Genomic DNA, 19137 nt, shown 5'->3' on the forward strand with positions numbered 1-19137 from the left:
GCCCAAATCCTGAGCAGATAATCGACTGATGTCCTTACCGGCAATCTGTAATAAAGCACGAATACCTGCACAGGCACGTCCCTGCCGCATGCGTTTCAGACCCAGATCTACCAATGTGCGATTGAGCCTATCCAAAGGCACGACATCGGCGACGGTGCCCAATGCCACCAAATCCAGCAATTCCACCAGACGTGGTTCTGCCAGTTTTTGTAATTCAAACCAGTTAATATCGCGTAATCCCTGCCGCAAACCGAGCAGTACATAAAACGCCACCCCAACACCGGCCAGCATTTTGCTGGGAAAGTTATCATTTGGTTGATTAGGATTAACGATGGCATCGGCTTGTGGCAATTGTTCTGCCGCAAGATGATGATCAGTGATCAACACTTGCATCCCACGTTGTTTGGCCAGAGCAACACCATCCAGACTGGCAATCCCGTTATCCACGGTAATCAATAAATCCGGTTGGTTTTCAGCAGCAATTTCATTTAATAATTCAGTGGTTAAACCATAGCCATGAACAAATCGATTCGGCACAATAAAATCAATCTGTTGCAAGCCCATCATGCGTAAACCTCGCATCATCACAGCGCAGCTAGTAGCGCCATCGCTATCAAAATCCGCCACAATCATTACTCGCCATTGTTGCTGTAATGCCTGAATCAATAATGTTACGGCGGCTTCCATGCCCAGCATTTCCGAGGGTTTTGGCAACTCAGCTAAATCAAAGGTCAATTCATCAGCCTTTTTGATACCGCGTGCGGCCATGATTCTGCGAATGCACTCTGGCCAGTCATTGGGTAAAGCGCTTAAATCTTCTGTTGTTCGCTGTTGAATATTCATCGTTTTACCAGGGTTTCCAGGTATCCCAGCAACGCCAGTAATACTGGCCATGTTGCGGAATAATTAAGCGTAATTGACGAATTTGATAACGACGTAATCTATTTAGCAAAGGCAAAATGTGCTGCGTTGTATTTTGTTCCAGTCGCTGTGGCCAGTTATTTTGTAAATCCAGCTCAGGAAATACCAGTAACTGCTGACCCGTCATCGTATTTTCAGATTTCCATTCAGACATTGGTTGCAAGCTCGTTGAAGTCGCTGATGCAAGCGATTTTAATAACGCCGCGTCACCATAAAGCTGCTGCCAGGTATTTGCTTGTGGCTGCCAATCAGCTTTCCCCCAGAACCAGAGACTGTTGACCGGTAATTTGCCTGCAGACTGCCTTTGTTGATTTACCGGATGCTCAAATAAAGCCATCTGAATTTCATTGCCTAACCGCAACCAATCGTTTTGTTCAGTCCCACTCGGTAATGCTGAGGCTATCGATTGACCAATTAATGATGGCATTGCCGTTAACGCGATATCTGGCATAGTTTCCAACCATATTGACCAATGGTTCAAATCATTAGGCACCAGTTGAGCATCAAAATCATTCAACAGAGGTTGAATACTTTCTCTAAGCTGCGTGCCCTCTTCCATTGTTAAATCATTGATGGGAAATAATAAAAAGTCGATCGCGATCGGCATGCAGATAACATGGGTCGGCACACAAACTTAATTGACCTGGATTGCGTAATTTTGCGGTAGGTAAATCAGGACCGGAAAGATTATTAGCGCTAAATAACTGAATGAGTTCGTGTTCAAACGTATGTTCAGTGGCAATAAAGTGAGCTTTTTTTAATAATTTCTGCAGATCTTCGGGCACTAAAGACTGATTGATTTCCTGCATCGCAGTCGCTAAGCCGGGCCAGATAATCGTCACTGATGGCTTTTCAGCCATGCTGTATAACTTCCCGAACAAATGGGATCGTCAGCCGACGTTGTGCCTGTAAAGACGCCTTATCAAGTCGTTGTAATACCAGCATCAGTGACGGCATATCACGGCTGTAATGGCGTAACAAATATTGGGCTACTTCTTCCGGCAGAATTAATCCCCGACTTTGCGCATGACTTATCAATGCTTGTTGTTTCAACACATCGGTCATTGAGGGTAATTGGTAAATTAAACCGGTAGCCAATCTGGAACGCAGATCAGGGAGTTGAATGGCTAATTGCGCAGGATTTTGGTCAGCACAAATCAGTAATTTATGCTCATGTTCACGTAAGCGATTAAAGCAATGAAACAATGCTTCTTCCCAGGCTGCTTCACCAGAAATTGCCTGCAAATCATCCAGACAAACAACATCAGTCTGAAATAACGAAGACAATATTTCAGGGGTTGCGGTATCGAGTAACTCCTGAAGATTGATATAACTTACCTGATGACCACGCTGTTGTAGTTGTTCGGCAACCGCCAGAGTTAAATGCGTTTTCCCGACACCTAATTCTCCCCAAAGATAGAGAAAGTCAGGTTTACTCTCACGGCAAAAAACGTCAACTACTGAGGCTAACTCATCATTTTCAAATATAAAATTATCTATTCGAAAGATTTCCTGCGGCGTAAGGCGCAGTGTCAGCTGTATTTCTTGCTTGTTCATCGTTGCAGCGCGGTTAAGAATACAAATGACTGTTCAGATAACGATGGTGTGCATGGCGTAATAAAACCATCACCACAGCGGCAACCGGCAGTGCCAGCAATACACCGACAAATCCAAATAACGTACCACCGGCCATCACAGCAAATATTACCGCCACTGGGTGCAGGCCGATTCGTTCACCGACAAATCTTGGTGTCAGAAACATACTTTCAATTGACTGTGCAAAGCCAAACACCAGCACAACCATTAATACCGGCAACCATTCCTGAAATTGTAAATAAGCGGCCAGCCCAGCCAGGGTAATACCCACAAATAATCCAAGATAAGGCACAAAACTCACGACTCCGGCGATAACACCTAATAACAATGCCAAATCCAGACCGATGAACATAAGACCAATACTGTAAATAATTGATAACGCTAACATAACCATTAGCTGACCACGTAAAAAGCCTGCCAGCATATCGTCACATTCAATGGAGATTTGGGTGATCTTGCCCGCATGCTTGCGGGGTAAAATCTCACGGATTCTGGCGACCAGATCATCCCAATCGCGTAAAAGATAGAATGTCAAAACAGGAATCAACACCAGATTGGTCAGCAATTGCAAAATAACCATTCCCGAATGCGTCATATATCCAAACAGATCACCGGCAAATTTTCCCGCTTCAGACCAATAATCCTTAAACGCTGTTTTAAGCGTATTCAGATCAATCATTTCGGTGGATAAACCAATTGTTTGTAATAAAGGTTCGATCGAACTTTGCAATTGATCCAGGTAGTTGGGCATTTTTTCAAACAGAGAGACTAACTGTCCGCTCAACATGGGGATAAAGATTAATAACAGAATCAGCCCACTGAGCACAAACACTCCAAACACCACACAAACCGCACCAGTTCGAGATAAACGGGACTTTTCCAGTCTATCGACCAGCGGATCGCCAAGATAGGCCAGCAGAGCGGCAACAAAAAAAGGCGTTAATACAGAGGAAAGCCGCATCACCAGCCAGCCCCCCAAAATTAACAGACCTAACAGCAAAACTTTATTGGTATCGCTAATCAGTTTTTGTTCTTCTGACGCCACGCGTTTGTCCCCCAAACCACAATATATTCACTGCCACTAATGATGACACTCGCCACCACCAACCAGATCAAGGTTGTGCTCCATGTTGCAGCTTGCGGCAGCCACTGTTGTTGCACAATGACTAGCAAGACTAATGCAATTTGAAATACCGTATTGATTTTGCTGCTCCAGAGCGGAGTCAGTTCGTATTCACCATACTTAAGATGATAAGCCAAAGCACCGCAGACAATCAGTATATCTCTGCCGAGCACCAGCAATAATAGCCACAAAGGCAATAATTGCATATAGGTTAACGTAGCAAATGTAGCGACCAGCAAAAGTTTGTCTGCAAGAGGATCAATAATTGAACCCAAGCGACTTTGCCAATGAAAATGACGGGCCAGAAAGCCATCTAAGCCATCTGAAATACCTGCTATTGCCACCAGTAATAATGCTGCTGAAAAGTTTTCATGTAGCATCAGCCAGACGATTGGTCCAACCAATAAAATTCTAAATAGACATATAAGGTTGGGAATATCCCGTGGACTCAAGGTAATAACCGATACTGCAAACCAGTGTTGTCAGTAGAGTCAGGTTGCACCACCCGGCCCATTGACAGTAATTGACGGAATCTTTCAGGTTCAGCCTGAATGACCAACACCAAGTCCAGCTTCTCGCTACCTAAACTGCCGACTTTGATATCAGATACAACCTGCAAACTTCCCAGATAATCCATTAAACGACTGTAGCCTTCAAAGTCATTGACCCCTGACACTTGAATAGCTAACTCAGTGTCACCTGATGAACTGATTGGCATGTTAAGGCGTCGACCAAGTCGATCAGCAAGTTCATCTACCCCCTGCTGAATAGCAGTTTTTACGTTACCTTGACTGGACCAACGTTCAGTATCTTCACCGAGGATTGCCTGCCAGCTAATCTCCGCCGACTCAGCATTTCCACTCAAACGCGCAGTTACCACAATGGAGGCACCATAGCGTTCTGAAGCTTGATTTACCGCTGTGGAATTACCGGTGGAAACATCATTGAAAGTCAGCTGACTTTGATCTTCCAAATCCATTAGTGGCATCAGCAGCGGAATACCGCGTTTTTTAGCCACCTGTTGAATTTGCAAAACCAATGAATCTTCATCGCCTTCAGTGATTAATTGCTGTTTACCCTGATAATCAATAGCTACCCACAACAGCGACTCGGGACGTATTTTGTCCCAAACAGGTAAACCAATTCGCTGTAATGCGGTATTGATGCCGTTGGCATTAAAATCTATCGTTAATGCCAGTTGTTGTGCTGGAGTGTCATTGTCGATGGTTGGGATCTGCTGATAGTAATGCTGATCGATATAACGTTCAGCATCAGTCACCAAGGCTGAAATATCCGCTTGCTCCACCGCTCGGCGGTCACCGACTACTTTTATAACAACCTGTTTGAGCAAATCCGGCGCGAGGCGTTTACGATCCTCCTCACTCTGCGACTCGACAGGCGCTTGAGCTTGATACAAATCAGTAACTTCCGCTGCGGAGGCAATCGACGCAGCGAAAACGAAAATCAGTGAGAAAAATAATCTAGGCATTGTGGTATTCTAACACGCTGTTTTTTGTGTGTGATGTCCAAATAATCAGGAAGCCAGCATGACCGATCCCGTCGTTCCACCTACCCAATCAAACCAAGCTCTCAGTTACCGCGATGCCGGTGTTGATATCGAAGCCGGAAATGCGCTTGTCGAGCGTATCAAACCCTTAGCCGCTAAAACCCGTCGTCCTGGTGTGATGGCTGGCCTGGGTGGTTTTGGCAGCCTGTTTGAACTACCACTCGATAAATATAAAAACCCGGTTCTGGTCTCTGGCACAGATGGCGTCGGTACCAAATTAAGACTGGCAATCGAAGCTGGAATACATGACACCATCGGTATTGATTTAGTTGCCATGTGTGTCAATGATATCGCTGTTTTAGGCGCAGAGCCTTTGTTTTTTCTGGATTATTATGCAACCGGAAAGCTGGATATCGATGTAGCAACCGATGTGGTCAGAGGTATTGCTGAAGGTTGCCTGCAATCTGGTGCAGCTTTAGTTGGTGGTGAAACAGCTGAAATGCCTAGCATGTACCAGGAAGGTGATTTTGATCTGGCGGGTTTCTGTGTCGGGATCGTCGAAAAAGATAACATTATTGATGGCTCGAAAGTAAAAGCCGGCGATGCCATTATCGGTATTGCATCTTCTGGACCGCACTCCAATGGTTATTCGCTGATTCGTAAGATCATCGAAGTGAGCAAAGCCGATCTAAACATGCCATTTGATGGTGCAACCTTAGCTGAGAAACTATTAGCACCAACCAGAATTTACGTTAAATCACTATTGCAACTTCATGAAAAAATTAGTATTCATGCTTTATCTCATATTACCGGCGGTGGTTTATTAGAAAATATCCCCCGGGTATTACCAAAACATGTGACTGCGGTTATTGATAGCAAAAGCTGGCAAAGACCTGCAGTATTTGATTGGTTGCAACAACAGGGAAATGTGGTTGACCGTGAAATGTACCGCACCTTTAATAATGGTATCGGTATGGTGGTATGTGTGGCTGAACAAGATGCAGATGCAACAGTGCAAATCTTGACCGCATTGGGCGAAACCGCCATGCGTATTGGTCATATTGAAGCCACTGATTCTGACGAACAAGTCATTATTAAATGAGTAACCCCACCCCAGCTAAACTTGTCATCCTGATTTCAGGTCGTGGCAGCAATATGCAATCTATCGTTAATGCTATTCAGGCTGATAAATTAAATGCTGAAGTTGCAGCCGTTATCAGTAATCGTCCTGATGCGGCTGGTTTGGATTTTGCCAGAGACGCCGGCATAACTTCCGAAACACTGGATCACAAAAACTTCGCCAGCCGTGAAGCATTTGATCAGCAATTGATGGATTTAATTGATAAATTTGAGCCTAATTATGTCGTGCTGGCGGGTTTTATGAGAATTCTCAGCGCGGCATTTGTTCAGCATTATGCCAATCGTTTAATCAATATTCATCCGTCGCTATTACCGAAGTTCAAAGGTATGCATACCCATAAAAGAGCTATCGAAGCCGGTGAATCTGAACACGGCGCTTCAGTGCATTTTGTCACCGAAGAATTAGATGCAGGACCGGTTATATTGCAAGCCAAAGTGCCAGTTCTGGAAGCTGATACTGAAGAAACACTGGCCGCGAGAGTGTTAGTTGAGGAACATAAGCTGTATCCAGATGCCTTAAGGTTGTTAATCGAACAACATCAGAGCTGATTATCCATGCGCTATTTTTATTTTTTAGTATTTTCCATGATGTCCTCCTTGGCTTTTGCCCAAGACATGGAGGATTATTCAGCAAAATATCAGATTGAAATGAATGGCCTGCAGGCAGGTGAGCTAACTCAACAACTTGAGACATTATCTGATGGTTTACATCGTTTCCGCTCGGTCACTAAAGCTAAGGGCGTGGTCGCCATGTTCAGACGTGATACGGTAAAAGAAACCAGTTTATGGACTCTCGCCGATCAACAAATCCAACCTCATCAATATCTTTATCAGCGTAACGGCGGCAAAAAAGATAAATACCTGCGCATGGATTTTGATTGGCCTGCAAATAAAGTGCAGATTGACGATAAAGTACATCCATGGGAACTCGACATCGAATCAGGTACATTGGAAAAACATATTTACCAAGTACAGCTACGCCTAGATTTACAACAAGATCCTGACCAGAAGGTTTTTAACTATCTGATTGCTGATGGCGGACGGATAAAGCATTACCAGATAGAGCGGCTTGAGCAAGAAACGATCTCTACTCCGCTTGGCAAAATTGATACGGTTAAATTTACCCGACAACGTGATCGTGATAGTGATAAAGACCGGGAAACCACGCTGTGGTGCGCACCAGAATTAGGTTACTTACCAGTTAAACTCGAGCATATTGAGAAAGATGGCACTAAGTTTACTGCAGTACTTCGAAGTCTAGAAGGTATGCAAAACTCGGCATTTGAACAAAACAAATAATTTTTTAGCTAAAAAAAACAGTATTTAGATGAGCAAAAAACAATTTGAAATCATCGAGCAAAAAACCGCTTATAGCGGTTTTTTTAGTTTGAAAATTGTTTCGGTCAAACATACTTTGTATAAAGGTGGCTGGAGTGCCCCACTGACTCGTGAAGTGTTTCATCGTGGAAATTGTGTAGCCGTATTACTCTACGATCCGCAAAAAGATGCTCTGGTGATTATCGAGCAATTCCGCCCAGGTGCCTTACAGTTAAATGATGAGCGTGCATGGTTGCTGGAAATTGTTGCGGGCGCGATTGAACCGGGTGAAACGCCAGAATCAGTTGCTTATCGTGAAGCCGTAGAGGAATCCGGTTGTGAAATACTTGAGATGATTAAAATCAGCGAGTTTTTTACTTCACCGGGCGGTACATCTGAACTGCTGCATTTATTCTGTGGCCGTATTGATAGCACCCATATCGGCGGCTTGCACGGACTTGATGAAGAAGATGAAGATATCTCCGTAAGTGTTTTATCGTTCGATCAGGTTTATGAATTGCTTGAAGCTGGCAAAATCATCTCTGCCATTCCAATTATCGCGATTCAATGGTTGGCCTTACACCGTGAAGAATTACGTCAACGCTGGTCAGACTAACTAAGTGGCATGATTCGATAACACGCAGAAAGCGTGTGAGATTCACCTGGCGCTAGGCTGATACTGTCATTTGCTGCATTAGCGCTTTCAACACAAACAAAATACTGATAAGCATCATCTGTCATGTCTTTTAAGCTGGTGACCCGATCCCAAGGGTTCCAAACGATAGTTGTATTTGAGCCTGCACTTTCCACCACGATGCGTCTTGACCACTCAGTATCTTCAATAAACAGGTTGTCGGAGCTATCCAAATAAACTCTATCGACTTCACCTCGAAAATGAATCTCACCCTGCTGTAATTTTTCGCGGAAATTTTCTACTTTATCGAGATAATGATGGTTATCAAGCCCTCTTACCTGAGTTTTATGAATATCACCCACTGCAAAATAGGTATGTAGCGCCTGAGATATCACAAAACATTCGCTATCGAGATTTTTGGTCGTCAATGAAAGTTTGAGTTGTTCACTAATCTCAATCTTCATTTCCAAACTATAGGCACAACGCCAAAGCTTTTCATCAACCGGATCGGGGGTTAAGTTCAAGGTCAACACAATACCGCCGCTTTCGGTCTGCTGAACATCGGTAACGTCCCACACTCGAATGCGAGCAAAACCATGTGCTGGGCGGCCCGAACCACTGGGGTCTACCCCAAACCATGGCCAACAGATAGGAACACCGCCACGAATTGCTCGGCGATTACCATAGCGAGTCAAATGGCTCAAAAACAACAAATCATGTAATGCATCCGCTGCCCGGTACGATAAAATTTGCGCGCCTTGAGTAGTTATACGTGCCTTAGCGAAAGGTGTATCAATGTTGATCATTACGCACTCTGAAGGCCCCATCGAAAAATTGAGAGAACCAGGAATGCCAAATTGTTGTTCAAGTTGTTCGATAGTTTGCATGTAATTCTATGCCGGAAACAAAAAGACGGGCGCAATGCCCGTCTTTAAAATGTTAAAAAACAAAGAGGTTTAGTGGTGATGTCCACCTTCACCGTGAACATGGCCGTGTTCCAATTCTTCAGCACTTGGTTCACGTACTTCACGAATTTCAACATCAAAATTCAGATGAACACCGGCTAATGGATGATTGCCATCTACGGTAACAGTATCATTGTTTATCGCGATAACCGTAACTAAAACCGGGCCTTGCTCTGTTTCAGACTGAAATTGCATGCCCACTTCAACGTTGTCTACGCCACTGAATAAATCAGCTGGTACATCTTGTTTTAATGCTTCATGGCGTTCGCCGTATGCATTAGCTGGCTCGATACTGGCTTGAACTTTATCGCCCGCTTCTTTACCCATCAAAGCATCTTCCAAACCAGGGATAATATTGCCTGCACCATGCAGATACGCCAGCGGGCCTGCACCTTCACTGCTATCGATTACTGTGCCGCTGTTGTCGGTTAGCGTGTAGTCAATTACAACTACTTTATTGTCTGCAACTTTCATGAAAACTCCTTACATGTTTTGAATAACAGCTGCAGCATAATCACTACAACTCAACGCATCGACGCCAATAGCCTGAGCTAAATCACCGGTGACACGCGCATTAGAAATGGCGCCTGAGACGCCGGAAACGACAAGATCTGCCGCTTCGACCCAACCTAGATGACGTAATAACATTTCGGCTGAAAGGATCAATGATGACGGATTTGCGCTGTTTTTTCCAGCTAATGCCGGAGCTGTGCCATGAGTCGCTTCAAACATAGCCACCGCATCTGCCAGATTTGCGCCGGGTGAGATACCTATTCCGCCCACCTGTGCAGCCAGTGCATCAGAAATATAATCACCATTCAGATTCAATGTTGCGACCACATCATAATCTTTAGGATGTAACAGGATTTCTTGTAAAAACGCATCCGCTATCGAATCTTTGATAACGATTTGTTTACCGGTATTAGGGTTAGTAAAGGTTTTCCAGGAACCACCATCCAAAGGTGTTGCACCAAATTCTTTTTCAGCAAGATCGTAACCCCACTGTTTAAACGCACCTTCGGTAAACTTCATGATGTTGCCCTTGTGTACCAAGGTCAATGAATCACGGTCATTGTCGATAACATACTGAATGGCTTTACGTACCAGGCGCTCGGTTCCTTCTTTAGAAACCGGTTTGATACCGATACCTGAAGTTTCCGGGAAACGGATTTTGCTTACGCCCATATCTTTGCGTAAAAAGTCGATGACTTTTTGAACTTCCGGTGTACCTGCAGCCCATTCTATGCCGGCATAAATATCTTCAGAGTTTTCCCGGAAGATAACCATATCAATATTTTCAGGCGCTTTAACTGGGCTGGGTGTGCCAGGGTAATAACGTACCGGACGCTGACAAACATATAAATCTAAAGTTTGACGAAGGGCCACATTCAAAGAGCGGATACCACCACCAACTGGTGTCATCAACGGACCTTTGATAGATACCGAATATTCTCTCAATGCATCAATGGTTTCTTCTGGCAGATAGGTATCTGCACCATAGAGTTCCGTGGCTTTCTCGCCAGCATAAACTTCCATCCAGGAAATTTTGCGTTCGCCGTTATAGGCTTTGTTTACTGCCGCATCAATCACATCAATCATCGCCGGTGTGATATCGACACCGATACCATCACCTTCAATAAAAGGGATGATCGGTTGATTAGGTACATTTAATGAATAATCGGCATTAACGCCGATGGCTGCACCCTGTTCCGGTACACTAATGTGTTGATATGCCATGCACGGCTCCTGGAGTTAAAAGTGGCATTTTACATGATCTATGGCGCTGATATAACCATGACCAAACTAATTGCGTTTAATAAACCTTATGACGTACTGACCCAATTCAACGATAACGATGGTCGAAAAACACTCAAAGACTATATTGATATACCGGATGTTTATCCGGCAGGACGATTGGATCGTGACAGTGAAGGTTTATTATTGCTGACCGACGATGGTCGATTGCAACATCATATCAGCGATCCACGGCATAAATTAACAAAAACTTACTGGGTTCAGGTCGAAAATATTCCAGATGCTGGCGCACTCGAACAATTGCAACGTGGCGTTTTATTAAATGATGGCCTGACTAAACCGGCTAATGCTCGACTGATCGACCCACCAGAAGTTTGGGAAAGGCACCCGCCAGTACGCTTTCGCCAATCTATCCCCACTCAATGGTTGGAGTTGCAAATCAGCGAAGGCAAGAATCGTCAGGTAAGACGAATGACCGCAGCAGTAGGACACCCGACATTAAGATTGATCCGCGCAGCCATTGGTCCATGGCAGATAAATGATCTTTTACCGGGACAATGGTGTGAAGTTAATTTTCAGACCATGATAAAATACGCCGATGATTTGGACTCCAAGAACCACCGTAGCCGCCGTAATAGAACGCGACCAGCAATTTCTGATGGTCGAGGAAATGATCGGCAGCGAACTCAAACTCAACCAGCCAGCCGGCCATCTCGAAGACGGAGAAAGCCTGATTGAAGCGGTTATCCGCGAAACACTCGAAGAGACAGCCTGGCAATTTACGCCTGAATCGTTGATTGGTATCTATCGCTGGCGGCATCAGCCTTCACAGAATACTTATATTCGCTTCTGCTTTGCCGGAAGTTTAGGTGAGCAGCTGGACATTCCGTTAGATACCGATATTCATCAGGCCGTTTGGCTAGATGCCGACACCATTCAGCAACGTCGCTCCCAATTTCGCAGTCCTTTAGTTGAACAATGTTTACAGGATTACCTTGCCGGTAAGCGCTACCCACTAGATTTATTAACTGATTAATTATGTCTGAACACAAAAAAATAGTCGTCGGTCTGTCCGGTGGTGTGGATTCTTCTGTCTCGGCCTTGTTACTCAAACAGCAAGGCTTTGATGTTGAAGGTCTGTTTATGAAAAACTGGGTCGACTATGCCGATGAAAGCGAATGTACGGTTGAGGAAGATCGTAAAGACGCTCAATCAGTCGCCGATAAAGTCGGCATCGTTTTCCATGAAGCCAATTTCGCCATGGAATATTGGGATTATGTGTTCAAACATTTTCTTGATGAGTACAAAGCCGGACGTACACCGAATCCCGACATTCTGTGCAATCGTGAAATTAAATTTAAAGCCTTTTTAGATCACGCCATGGAATTGGGTGGCTATCTGATTGCTACCGGTCATTACGCACGAGTGCGTGAATTTGAGGGTAAGTTTCAGTTATTAAAAGGTTTGGACAACACTAAAGATCAGAGCTATTTCCTCTATACCCTTGGTCAGGCTCAACTATCACGCACCCTGTTCCCTTTAGGCGAATTGCCAAAAACTGAAGTTCGTGAGATTGCCGAAAAAGCCGGCTTCATCAATCACGATAAAAAAGACAGCACCGGCATCTGCTTTATCGGTGAGCGACGTTTTCGCGAGTTTCTAGGTCGTTATATTCCGGCTCAGCCAGGCGAAATGCGCACCCCGGAAGGCGAAAAAATCGGCGAGCATGCAGGATTAATGTATTACACACTGGGGCAACGTCAGGGGCTTGGCATCGGTGGTCGCAAAGACAGCAGTGGCGAGCCTTGGTTTGTCGCTGGCAAGGATATGGAAAAGCGTATTTTATATGTTGTTCAAGGCGAGCATGAATGGCTTTACAGCACTAAACTCTCTGCGGAACAACTCTCTTGGGTGGCTGGTGAAGCTCCAGTATTCCCATGTCGCGCAAAGGCCAAAACTCGTTACCGTCAACCAGATCAAGCTTGTGTTATCACACAGGATAACAACGGTAATATTCAGGTTGAATTTGATGAGCCTCAACGTGCCGTCACGCCGGGACAATCTGTCGTGTTTTATCAGGATGATGTCTGCCTTGGCGGCGGTATTATTGTTGACACCAATGCGCCGGGAATGCACCCATGAGTCAGAAAACTATTATTCATGATCGGGTAATCGCCTTTCCGCCATCATGCAGTCGGTCACACTGGTTCAGCAGATTGCTGAGACTGGTCAGGTCGATAATGATGATATGCAGACCATGTTACAAAGCCTGATGGTGATGGATGCCCCTGATTCTGAGTCCGTTTACGGTGGGATTAGTAACTTAAAAACCGGCCTGCATCAGTTCAATCAGCAACTCTCCAAACGCAAACAACCAGGCGATATCGTGGTTTTACGTTATGCGATCGGTATTTTGCATCTGCAACGCAAACTGGCAAAACGCCCAGCGATGTTGGATCTGATCACTCGTGAACTGGAACAGATCCCTCAACAGATCGAGTATTTTGGCAGTATTACCAGCACGCAGGTAATTGCCCGATTTGCCGATATTTATCAACGCACCGTCAGTGAGCTTACCCCGCGTATTCAAGTATTTGGCGATTCCTCCTATCTGCAACAAGCTGATAATGTAAATCGTATTCGCGCTCTACTGTTAACTGGCATTCGCGCTGCAGTGTTGTGGCAACAAAAAGGTGGCAGACGCTGGCAGTTTTTATTGCAAAGCAATAAATTATTGCAGGCCGCTACAGAATTACATGCTCAAACCTGAGATTATTTAGCACCAAAACACATAAAAAAAGGGCTGTAAAACAGCCCTTTTTTATTTCCATGATTCGCTAGATTAACTGGCTTTAGCACGCTGATAGTGCTCCAGCTCATTAAAGTTCAGATAACGGTAGATCTCATTAGCCATTGGCTGGATACCGGCGACTTTCTCCAGATATTCGGCAACTGTTGGGATACGTCCCAGACTGGCAACTACAGCCGCGAGTTCAGCAGAAGATAAATATACATCTGCGCCGTTACCCAAACGATTCGGGAAGTTACGAGTAGAAGTTGAAACTACCGTGGCATTATCCGCCACCCGTGCCTGGTTACCCATACATAATGAGCAACCCGGGGTTTCAGTGCGAGCACCAACACGACCAAAGATACTGTAGATGCCCTCTTCCGTTAATTGATGCTGATCCATCTTGGTCGGCGGAGCGACCCAAAGTTTAACAGGCAGATTACCCATTTTCTCTAGCACTTTACCTGCTGCACGATAATGACCAATATTGGTCATGCAGGATCCGATAAACACCTCATCGATTTTGGCACCAGCGACTTCGGATAATGGTTTGATATCATCCGGATCGTTCGGACAGGCCAGTAATGGCTCTTTGATTTCATTCAAATCAATCTCGATAACCGCAGCATATTCTGCATCAGCATCCGGTTCGAGCAATTGTGGATCAGCCAGCCATGCACGCATCGCATCAATGCGGCGTTGCAGCGTTCTGGCATCGGCATAGCCTTCCGCAATCATCCATTCCATTAACGAAATATTTGAGTTGAGGAACTCGATAATCGGTTCTTTATTTAATCTAACAGTACAGCCATTGGCACTACGCTCTGCTGAGGCGTCAGACAATTCAAATGCCTGCTCAACTTTCAGATCCGGCAGGCCTTCAATTTCCAAAACACGGCCATTAAAGATATTTTTCTTACCTTTCTTTTCAACCGTCAGCAATCCTTCCTGAATAGCAGCATAGGGAATCGCATTAACCAGATCACGCAACGTAATACCCGGCTGCATTTCACCTTTAAAACGTACTAATACTGATTCCGGCATATCCAATGGCATAACGCCCAGTGCAGCAGCAAATGCCACCAAGCCAGAGCCTGCAGGGAAACTAATACCAATCGGGAACCGGGTATGTGAATCACCGCCAGTACCGACGGTATCCGGCAAAATCATCCGGTTCAACCATGAATGAATAACGCCATCACCAGGGCGTAATGACACACCGCCACGGGTACTGATAAATTCCGGTAATTCATGCTGCAGCTTGATATCAACCGGTTTCGGATAAGCTGCGGTATGACAGAATGACTGCATGACCAAATCTGAGGAGAATCCCAGACAGGCTAATTCTTTCAACTCATCACGAGTCATGGCACCCGTTGTATCCTGGGAACCGACAGTAGTGACTTTTGGCTCACAATAAGCACCAGGGCGAACACCCTCAACACCGCACGCTACACCCACCATCTTCTGTGCTAGCGTAAAGCCTTTGTCACTATGCACCGGTTCTACTGGACGCATAAACACTGAAGATGCTGGCATGCCCAATGTTTCGCGGGATTTATCGGTTAATCCACGACCAATAATTAATGGAATACGGCCACCGGCACGAACTTCGTCAGCAATGGTTGTCGGACGCAAGGTGAACTCGGAAACGACCTCACCCGCTTGGTTATAGATTTTGCCTTCATAAGGTTTGATGGTAATAACATCACCCATCTCTAATTTATCGACATTACATTCGATTGGCAGAGCGCCAGAATCTTCTGCGGTATTAAAGAAAATCGGCGCGATGTTATTACCTAAAATAACACCACCCTGGCGTTTATTAGGCACAAACGGTACATCATGGCCCATATGCCAAAGCACAGAGTTAATGGCAGATTTACGTGAAGACCCCGTACCGACCACATCACCGACATAGGCTAATGGATAACCTTTTTCTTTCAGCGTGATGATGGTATCCAGTGCTCCGGGCATTTTACTGACCAACATAGCCTTAGCATGCAATGGAATATCCGGTCGACTCCATGCCTCTGTTGCTGGCGACAAATCATCGGTATTGGTTTCACCGGGAACCTTGAATACGGTAAGCGTGATTGATTCGGCTAATTGCGGTCTGGATAAAAACCATTCAGCTTCAGCCCAGGATTGCAAAACACGTTTTGCGTACGGATTTGTTTTGGCTTTTTCAACAATGTCGTGATAAGCGTCATAGACCATCACGATTTTGGATAATGCTGTCTGTGCGGCTTCGGCAGTAGCGTCATAATCCAGTAAATCGATTAATGGATGGATGTTATATCCTCCCATCATCGTACCCAGTAGTTCAGTCGCCCGAACAGGTGTTATCAAATCACATTGCGTTTCCTGTTTTGCAATTGCAGCGAGAAAGCCCGCTTTGACATAGGCTGCTTTATCTACACCAGGTGGAACACGGTGAACCAGCAATTCGAGTAATGCTTCGCTGTCCCCATTTTGTGGCTGTTTGAGCCCTTCAATAATGTCCGATACTTGTTGTGCATCCAAAGGTAAAGCCGGCAAACCCTCTGCAGCCCGCTCATCAACATGTTTTTGATATTCTAGCAGCACGAAAACGCTCCGAAGTTAAAACCAAGATGGACGGTATTTTAACGCAAAATCACAAAGCAAACTGAATCAAATCCAGAAATACAGCCAAATTCTGCTATAATTTCGGCCAATTTTCAGCTTATTTTTAATGGAGTTTTCATGGAATTAACAGCTCTTACTGCCATCTCACCAGTTGATGGTCGTTATGCCGATAAAACCAAGGCTTTACGCCCCTATTTCAGTGAGTATGGTTTGCTGCGAGCTCGTGTCGAAGTTGAGTGCCGTTGGTTGCATTTACTTGGTGCGAATGCCGATATCCAGGAAGTCCCAAAATTAAGCGAAACCGCTGAACAGTTTCTTAATGATTTAATGAATAACTTTTCAGTTGAAGATGCGGCGGAAATCAAAGCTATCGAACGTGAGACCAACCACGATGTTAAAGCGGTTGAATACTTCATCAAACGTAAATTCAAAAACAATGCAGAACTTGATGCAGTAAATGAGTTTGTGCATTTTGCCTGCACCTCGGAAGACATCAATAACACCGCCTACGGCATCATGCTTAAAAATGCCCGTGAGCAGGTTATCCTACCGGAAATGGATACGCTGATTGGTGCATTAAAGAAATTGGCTTTGGAACAGGCTGAAACACCGATGATGTCACGTACTCATGGCCAACCGGCTTCGCCCACTACGCTGGGTAAGGAGTTAGCCAATGTTGTCAAACGCCTGGAACTGCAACGCACTCATGTTGCTGCCGTATTGCTTTACGGAAAAATGAACGGCGCTGTTGGTAACTATAATGCCCATTATGCTGCCTACCCGAATATCGACTGGCCAATGATGGCCAATGCTTTTGTCACCGGACTGGGCCTGCGTTGGAACAAATACACCACTCAGATTGAACCACATGATTATGTGGCCGAATTATTCCAGGCAATGATTCGTTTTAACACTGTGCTGATCGATTTTTGTCGTGATGTCTGGAGCTACATTTCGATTGGTTACTTCAAGCAAAGAACCGTAAAGGGCGAAATCGGCTCTTCCACCATGCCACACAAAGTGAATCCGATTGATTTTGAGAATGCGGAAGGTAACCTGGGTATTGCCAATGCAACTTTCGATCATATGGCGATGAAACTGCCTATTTCACGTTGGCAGCGTGACCTGACGGATTCAACCGTATTACGTAATATTGGTGTTGGCTTTGCTCATTCTTTATTGGCTTACAGCTCTGCACTGAAAGGTATCAGCAAACTCGAAGCGGCTCCAGAAGCGATGGCGGCAGATTTGGATGCCAACTGGGAGTTATTGGCCGAACCAATTCAAACTGTCATGCGTCGATATGGCATTGAAAACCCGTATGAAAAACTTAAAGAGTTAACCCGTGGACAACGCGTTAATAAACAAATCATGCATGAGTTTATTGATTCGCTGGATCTGCCTGATGCCGCCAAATTTTCTTTAAAAGATATGACGCCTGCCAGCTACATCGGCAATGCCATTGAACAGGCAAAAAACTGCTAGATGACTGAACAACCCATTAATGCCAACAACAATCAAATCATCGCGTTTGATGGTAAACATGAGGCGGCTGCGGCTGCCTTGGCATTGGTGGAATCAGCTCAGCGCGAAATTTGTTTTCTCGGTAGTCAACTGGATTCAACCTTGCTCGACAACTTAGCGATTATTGAATGCATCAAACAGCTTTGTATAAGTAGTCGCCGGTCAAAGATTAGATTTTTGGTAGATGAAACCCAAAGCAGCATCATTAATTCACACCGACTGTTACCGTTAGTTTCCAAGCTCACCAGCTCGATCAGCGTGCATATTTTGTCAGATAAACACCAACGGCCTAAAAATATTGTGCTGTTGGTGGATGATTCTGGCTATTTACGTTGTCTTAATAATCAACGTTACCTGGGACAAGTAAATCTGCATGATCCCTTGACGGTACGTGAACTCAAACAACAGTTTGAAGAATGCTGGAATCACAGCTCTGCAGATGTGGCGACAAGGCGGTTCTTATTATGAAACTAATCTATTCGGTAGCATTTTTATTGCTGGCGTTACCTGCTTATGCTGATCAAATCAGAACCATTACCTTGCAACATAGACTGGCAGCAGAAATATTGCCGATGATTGAACCGATGGTCGATAACTACACTACTATCAATGGTCACGATAATCTGCTGATTATCAAAAGTTCGTCGCAAAGCTTTCAAGAAATTGAACAACTGGTCAAACAACTGGATAGCCGGCAGCAAAGCCTGACTGTTACAGTGCTGCGTACCAAACAACAACTGATTGATGAACGGTTTGCTGATGATCAACTGAATATTGATTTACAGGATCCGCAAAATTCATCTGTACAAATAAAACGCTGGTCAACTCAAGATAGTCGTGAACGTGATCAACAATATCAGGCACGGGGTATTGCTGGTCAGCCGATTGATATACAAATGGGCCGTGCAGTCGCCGATAATCAGCAACAGCTTATTTTTTACCCTCATGGTGGTATTGCTGTTCAAGAAACGACACAGTACATTCAACTGGATAATGGCTTTCAGGCAAGAGTGAATATTCTCGGCAATCAACAAGCCCGCGTCGATATCCTGCCTTTATTTTCCAAAATGCATCGTAATGGCGATATCACCACTACCAGTCTGCTCACTACAGTCACAGGACCTGTTGATCAGTGGATCCTGATTGGCCAAATTGGCGAACAACAGCGTCAGCAACAAAATGCTAAAACCTATCGCAGTCATCAGGATCAACAACAGTGGCTGTATCTTAAAATCGAACTTAACTGAGTAACCC

At 44.8% G+C, this 19137-nt stretch carries 22 protein-coding genes; 11 read left to right on the forward strand and 11 right to left on the reverse strand.

Features of this window, described 5'->3' with window-relative positions:
• From E8Q33_RS09300 to E8Q33_RS09330, 7 genes are all read right to left on the reverse strand, one after another.
• Positions 1 to 843, reverse strand: an 843-nt coding sequence (locus E8Q33_RS09300) for a DHH family phosphoesterase (protein ID WP_371413285.1), incomplete at its 3' end; no start/stop codon positions are given.
• A gap of 4 nt (positions 844 to 847) precedes the next feature.
• Positions 848 to 1528, reverse strand: a complete 681-nt coding sequence (locus E8Q33_RS09305) for a hypothetical protein (protein WP_168800183.1) — start codon at positions 1526 to 1528, stop codon at positions 848 to 850.
• On the reverse strand, positions 1488 to 1781 hold the full coding sequence (locus E8Q33_RS09310) for a hypothetical protein (protein ID WP_136554323.1): 294 nt from the start codon (positions 1779 to 1781) through the stop codon (positions 1488 to 1490). The genes E8Q33_RS09305 and E8Q33_RS09310 overlap by 41 nt, the downstream gene beginning before the upstream one ends.
• Positions 1774 to 2478: a DnaA regulatory inactivator Hda gene (gene hda / locus E8Q33_RS09315; protein WP_136554325.1), complete on the reverse strand. Its 705-nt coding sequence runs from the start codon at positions 2476 to 2478 to the stop codon at positions 1774 to 1776. Before hda ends, E8Q33_RS09310 begins: the two co-directional genes overlap by 8 nt.
• Positions 2479 to 2491: 13 nt before the next feature.
• A complete protein-coding gene (locus E8Q33_RS09320; protein WP_247870005.1) occupies positions 2492 to 3562 on the reverse strand; it encodes an AI-2E family transporter in 1071 nt (356 codons plus the stop codon).
• Positions 3538 to 4092, reverse strand: a complete 555-nt coding sequence (locus E8Q33_RS09325) for a CDP-alcohol phosphatidyltransferase family protein (protein WP_136554327.1) — start codon at positions 4090 to 4092, stop codon at positions 3538 to 3540. The genes E8Q33_RS09320 and E8Q33_RS09325 overlap by 25 nt, the downstream gene beginning before the upstream one ends.
• Positions 4089 to 5129 carry a DUF2066 domain-containing protein gene (locus E8Q33_RS09330; protein ID WP_136554329.1) on the reverse strand — a complete coding sequence of 347 codons (1041 nt, stop codon included), beginning with the start codon at positions 5127 to 5129 and terminating at the stop codon, positions 4089 to 4091. Before E8Q33_RS09330 ends, E8Q33_RS09325 begins: the two co-directional genes overlap by 4 nt.
• 58 nt (positions 5130 to 5187) lie before the next feature.
• Here E8Q33_RS09330 and purM point away from each other — a divergent pair, with 58 nt between their 5' ends.
• The 4 genes from purM to E8Q33_RS09350 are packed head-to-tail and all read left to right on the forward strand — an operon-like array spanning position 5188 to position 8220.
• Positions 5188 to 6249, forward strand: a complete 1062-nt coding sequence (gene purM / locus E8Q33_RS09335; RefSeq protein ID WP_136554331.1) for a phosphoribosylformylglycinamidine cyclo-ligase — start codon at positions 5188 to 5190, stop codon at positions 6247 to 6249.
• Positions 6246 to 6836, forward strand: a complete 591-nt coding sequence (gene purN / locus E8Q33_RS09340) for a phosphoribosylglycinamide formyltransferase (protein ID WP_069295392.1) — start codon at positions 6246 to 6248, stop codon at positions 6834 to 6836. Before purM ends, purN begins: the two co-directional genes overlap by 4 nt.
• A 6-nt stretch (positions 6837 to 6842) precedes the next feature.
• On the forward strand, positions 6843 to 7586 hold the full coding sequence (locus E8Q33_RS09345; protein ID WP_247870007.1) for a DUF3108 domain-containing protein: 744 nt from the start codon (positions 6843 to 6845) through the stop codon (positions 7584 to 7586).
• A 28-nt stretch (positions 7587 to 7614) separates the two neighbouring features.
• On the forward strand, positions 7615 to 8220 hold the full coding sequence (locus tag E8Q33_RS09350; RefSeq protein ID WP_069295393.1) for an NUDIX domain-containing protein: 606 nt from the start codon (positions 7615 to 7617) through the stop codon (positions 8218 to 8220).
• Here the strand turns inward: E8Q33_RS09350 and E8Q33_RS09355 are convergent.
• From E8Q33_RS09355 to icd, 3 genes are all read right to left on the reverse strand, one after another.
• Positions 8217 to 9125 (reverse strand): D-hexose-6-phosphate mutarotase, encoded by a 909-nt coding sequence (locus tag E8Q33_RS09355; protein ID WP_069295394.1) that lies wholly within the window; start codon positions 9123 to 9125, stop codon positions 8217 to 8219. The genes E8Q33_RS09350 and E8Q33_RS09355 overlap by 4 nt on opposite strands.
• A gap of 69 nt (positions 9126 to 9194) precedes the next feature.
• Positions 9195 to 9677 carry a peptidylprolyl isomerase gene (locus tag E8Q33_RS09360; protein ID WP_069295395.1) on the reverse strand — a complete coding sequence of 161 codons (483 nt, stop codon included), beginning with the start codon at positions 9675 to 9677 and terminating at the stop codon, positions 9195 to 9197.
• 9 nt (positions 9678 to 9686) lie between these two features.
• Positions 9687 to 10940 (reverse strand): NADP-dependent isocitrate dehydrogenase, encoded by a 1254-nt coding sequence (gene icd / locus E8Q33_RS09365; RefSeq protein ID WP_069295396.1) that lies wholly within the window; start codon positions 10938 to 10940, stop codon positions 9687 to 9689.
• A gap of 21 nt (positions 10941 to 10961) precedes the next feature.
• On the opposite strand from icd, the gene E8Q33_RS09370 reads away from it, so the two are divergent.
• Genes E8Q33_RS09370 through hflD form a run of 4 tightly spaced genes read left to right on the forward strand, consistent with a single transcriptional unit; the run spans position 10962 to position 13728 of the window.
• Complete coding sequence (locus E8Q33_RS09370) at positions 10962 to 11696, forward strand: pseudouridine synthase (RefSeq protein WP_247870008.1); 735 nt, start codon at positions 10962 to 10964, stop codon at positions 11694 to 11696.
• A complete protein-coding gene (locus tag E8Q33_RS09375) occupies positions 11629 to 11994 on the forward strand; it encodes an NUDIX domain-containing protein (RefSeq protein WP_136554333.1) in 366 nt (121 codons plus the stop codon). Before E8Q33_RS09370 ends, E8Q33_RS09375 begins: the two co-directional genes overlap by 68 nt.
• 2 nt (positions 11995 to 11996) lie before the next feature.
• On the forward strand, positions 11997 to 13100 hold the full coding sequence (gene mnmA / locus E8Q33_RS09380) for a tRNA 2-thiouridine(34) synthase MnmA (protein ID WP_069295398.1): 1104 nt from the start codon (positions 11997 to 11999) through the stop codon (positions 13098 to 13100).
• Positions 13101 to 13146: 46 nt separating this feature from the next.
• Positions 13147 to 13728, forward strand: a complete 582-nt coding sequence (gene hflD / locus E8Q33_RS09385; protein WP_247870009.1) for a high frequency lysogenization protein HflD — start codon at positions 13147 to 13149, stop codon at positions 13726 to 13728.
• Positions 13729 to 13800: 72 nt separating this feature from the next.
• Here the strand turns inward: hflD and acnB are convergent, their stop codons facing one another.
• On the reverse strand, positions 13801 to 16338 hold the full coding sequence (acnB, locus tag E8Q33_RS09390) for a bifunctional aconitate hydratase 2/2-methylisocitrate dehydratase (protein ID WP_136554335.1): 2538 nt from the start codon (positions 16336 to 16338) through the stop codon (positions 13801 to 13803).
• 138 nt (positions 16339 to 16476) lie between these two features.
• Between acnB and purB the strand changes: the two genes are divergently transcribed.
• Genes purB through E8Q33_RS09405 form a run of 3 tightly spaced genes read left to right on the forward strand, consistent with a single transcriptional unit; the run spans position 16477 to position 19130 of the window.
• Complete coding sequence (gene purB, locus E8Q33_RS09395; RefSeq protein WP_136554336.1) at positions 16477 to 17844, forward strand: adenylosuccinate lyase; 1368 nt, start codon at positions 16477 to 16479, stop codon at positions 17842 to 17844.
• Entirely contained in the window at positions 17845 to 18351 is a 507-nt protein-coding gene (locus E8Q33_RS09400) for a hypothetical protein (protein ID WP_136554338.1), read from the forward strand.
• Entirely contained in the window at positions 18348 to 19130 is a 783-nt protein-coding gene (locus E8Q33_RS09405; RefSeq protein WP_136554340.1) for a secretin N-terminal domain-containing protein, read from the forward strand. The genes E8Q33_RS09400 and E8Q33_RS09405 overlap by 4 nt, the downstream gene beginning before the upstream one ends.
• The last annotated feature ends 7 nt before the right edge of the window (positions 19131 to 19137 follow it).

Origin of the sequence: Methylophaga sp. SB9B, from assembly GCF_004832235.1 — a bacterium.
GTDB classification, from domain to species: domain Bacteria; phylum Pseudomonadota; class Gammaproteobacteria; order Nitrosococcales; family Methylophagaceae; genus Methylophaga; species Methylophaga muralis.

What these genes read in the sequence shown, in the direction of transcription:
- E8Q33_RS09305 (WP_168800183.1), bottom strand. Translation starts at nt 1,528, where the DNA reads ATGCCGATCGCGATCGACTTTTTATTATTTCCCATCAATGATTTAACA.
- E8Q33_RS09310 (WP_136554323.1), bottom strand. Translation starts at nt 1,781, where the DNA reads ATGGCTGAAAAGCCATCAGTGACGATTATCTGGCCCGGCTTAGCGACT.
- hda (WP_136554325.1), bottom strand. Translation starts at nt 2,478, where the DNA reads ATGAACAAGCAAGAAATACAGCTGACACTGCGCCTTACGCCGCAGGAA.
- E8Q33_RS09330 (WP_136554329.1), bottom strand. Translation starts at nt 5,129, where the DNA reads ATGCCTAGATTATTTTTCTCACTGATTTTCGTTTTCGCTGCGTCGATT.
- purM (WP_136554331.1), top strand. Translation starts at nt 5,188, where the DNA reads ATGACCGATCCCGTCGTTCCACCTACCCAATCAAACCAAGCTCTCAGT.
- purN (WP_069295392.1), top strand. Translation starts at nt 6,246, where the DNA reads ATGAGTAACCCCACCCCAGCTAAACTTGTCATCCTGATTTCAGGTCGT.
- E8Q33_RS09345 (WP_247870007.1), top strand. Translation starts at nt 6,843, where the DNA reads ATGCGCTATTTTTATTTTTTAGTATTTTCCATGATGTCCTCCTTGGCT.
- E8Q33_RS09350 (WP_069295393.1), top strand. Translation starts at nt 7,615, where the DNA reads ATGAGCAAAAAACAATTTGAAATCATCGAGCAAAAAACCGCTTATAGC.
- E8Q33_RS09355 (WP_069295394.1), bottom strand. Translation starts at nt 9,125, where the DNA reads ATGCAAACTATCGAACAACTTGAACAACAATTTGGCATTCCTGGTTCT.
- E8Q33_RS09360 (WP_069295395.1), bottom strand. Translation starts at nt 9,677, where the DNA reads ATGAAAGTTGCAGACAATAAAGTAGTTGTAATTGACTACACGCTAACC.
- icd (WP_069295396.1), bottom strand. Translation starts at nt 10,940, where the DNA reads ATGGCATATCAACACATTAGTGTACCGGAACAGGGTGCAGCCATCGGC.
- E8Q33_RS09375 (WP_136554333.1), top strand. Translation starts at nt 11,629, where the DNA reads ATGATCGGCAGCGAACTCAAACTCAACCAGCCAGCCGGCCATCTCGAA.
- mnmA (WP_069295398.1), top strand. Translation starts at nt 11,997, where the DNA reads ATGTCTGAACACAAAAAAATAGTCGTCGGTCTGTCCGGTGGTGTGGAT.
- hflD (WP_247870009.1), top strand. Translation starts at nt 13,147, where the DNA reads ATGCAGTCGGTCACACTGGTTCAGCAGATTGCTGAGACTGGTCAGGTC.
- purB (WP_136554336.1), top strand. Translation starts at nt 16,477, where the DNA reads ATGGAATTAACAGCTCTTACTGCCATCTCACCAGTTGATGGTCGTTAT.
- E8Q33_RS09400 (WP_136554338.1), top strand. Translation starts at nt 17,845, where the DNA reads ATGACTGAACAACCCATTAATGCCAACAACAATCAAATCATCGCGTTT.
- E8Q33_RS09405 (WP_136554340.1), top strand. Translation starts at nt 18,348, where the DNA reads ATGAAACTAATCTATTCGGTAGCATTTTTATTGCTGGCGTTACCTGCT.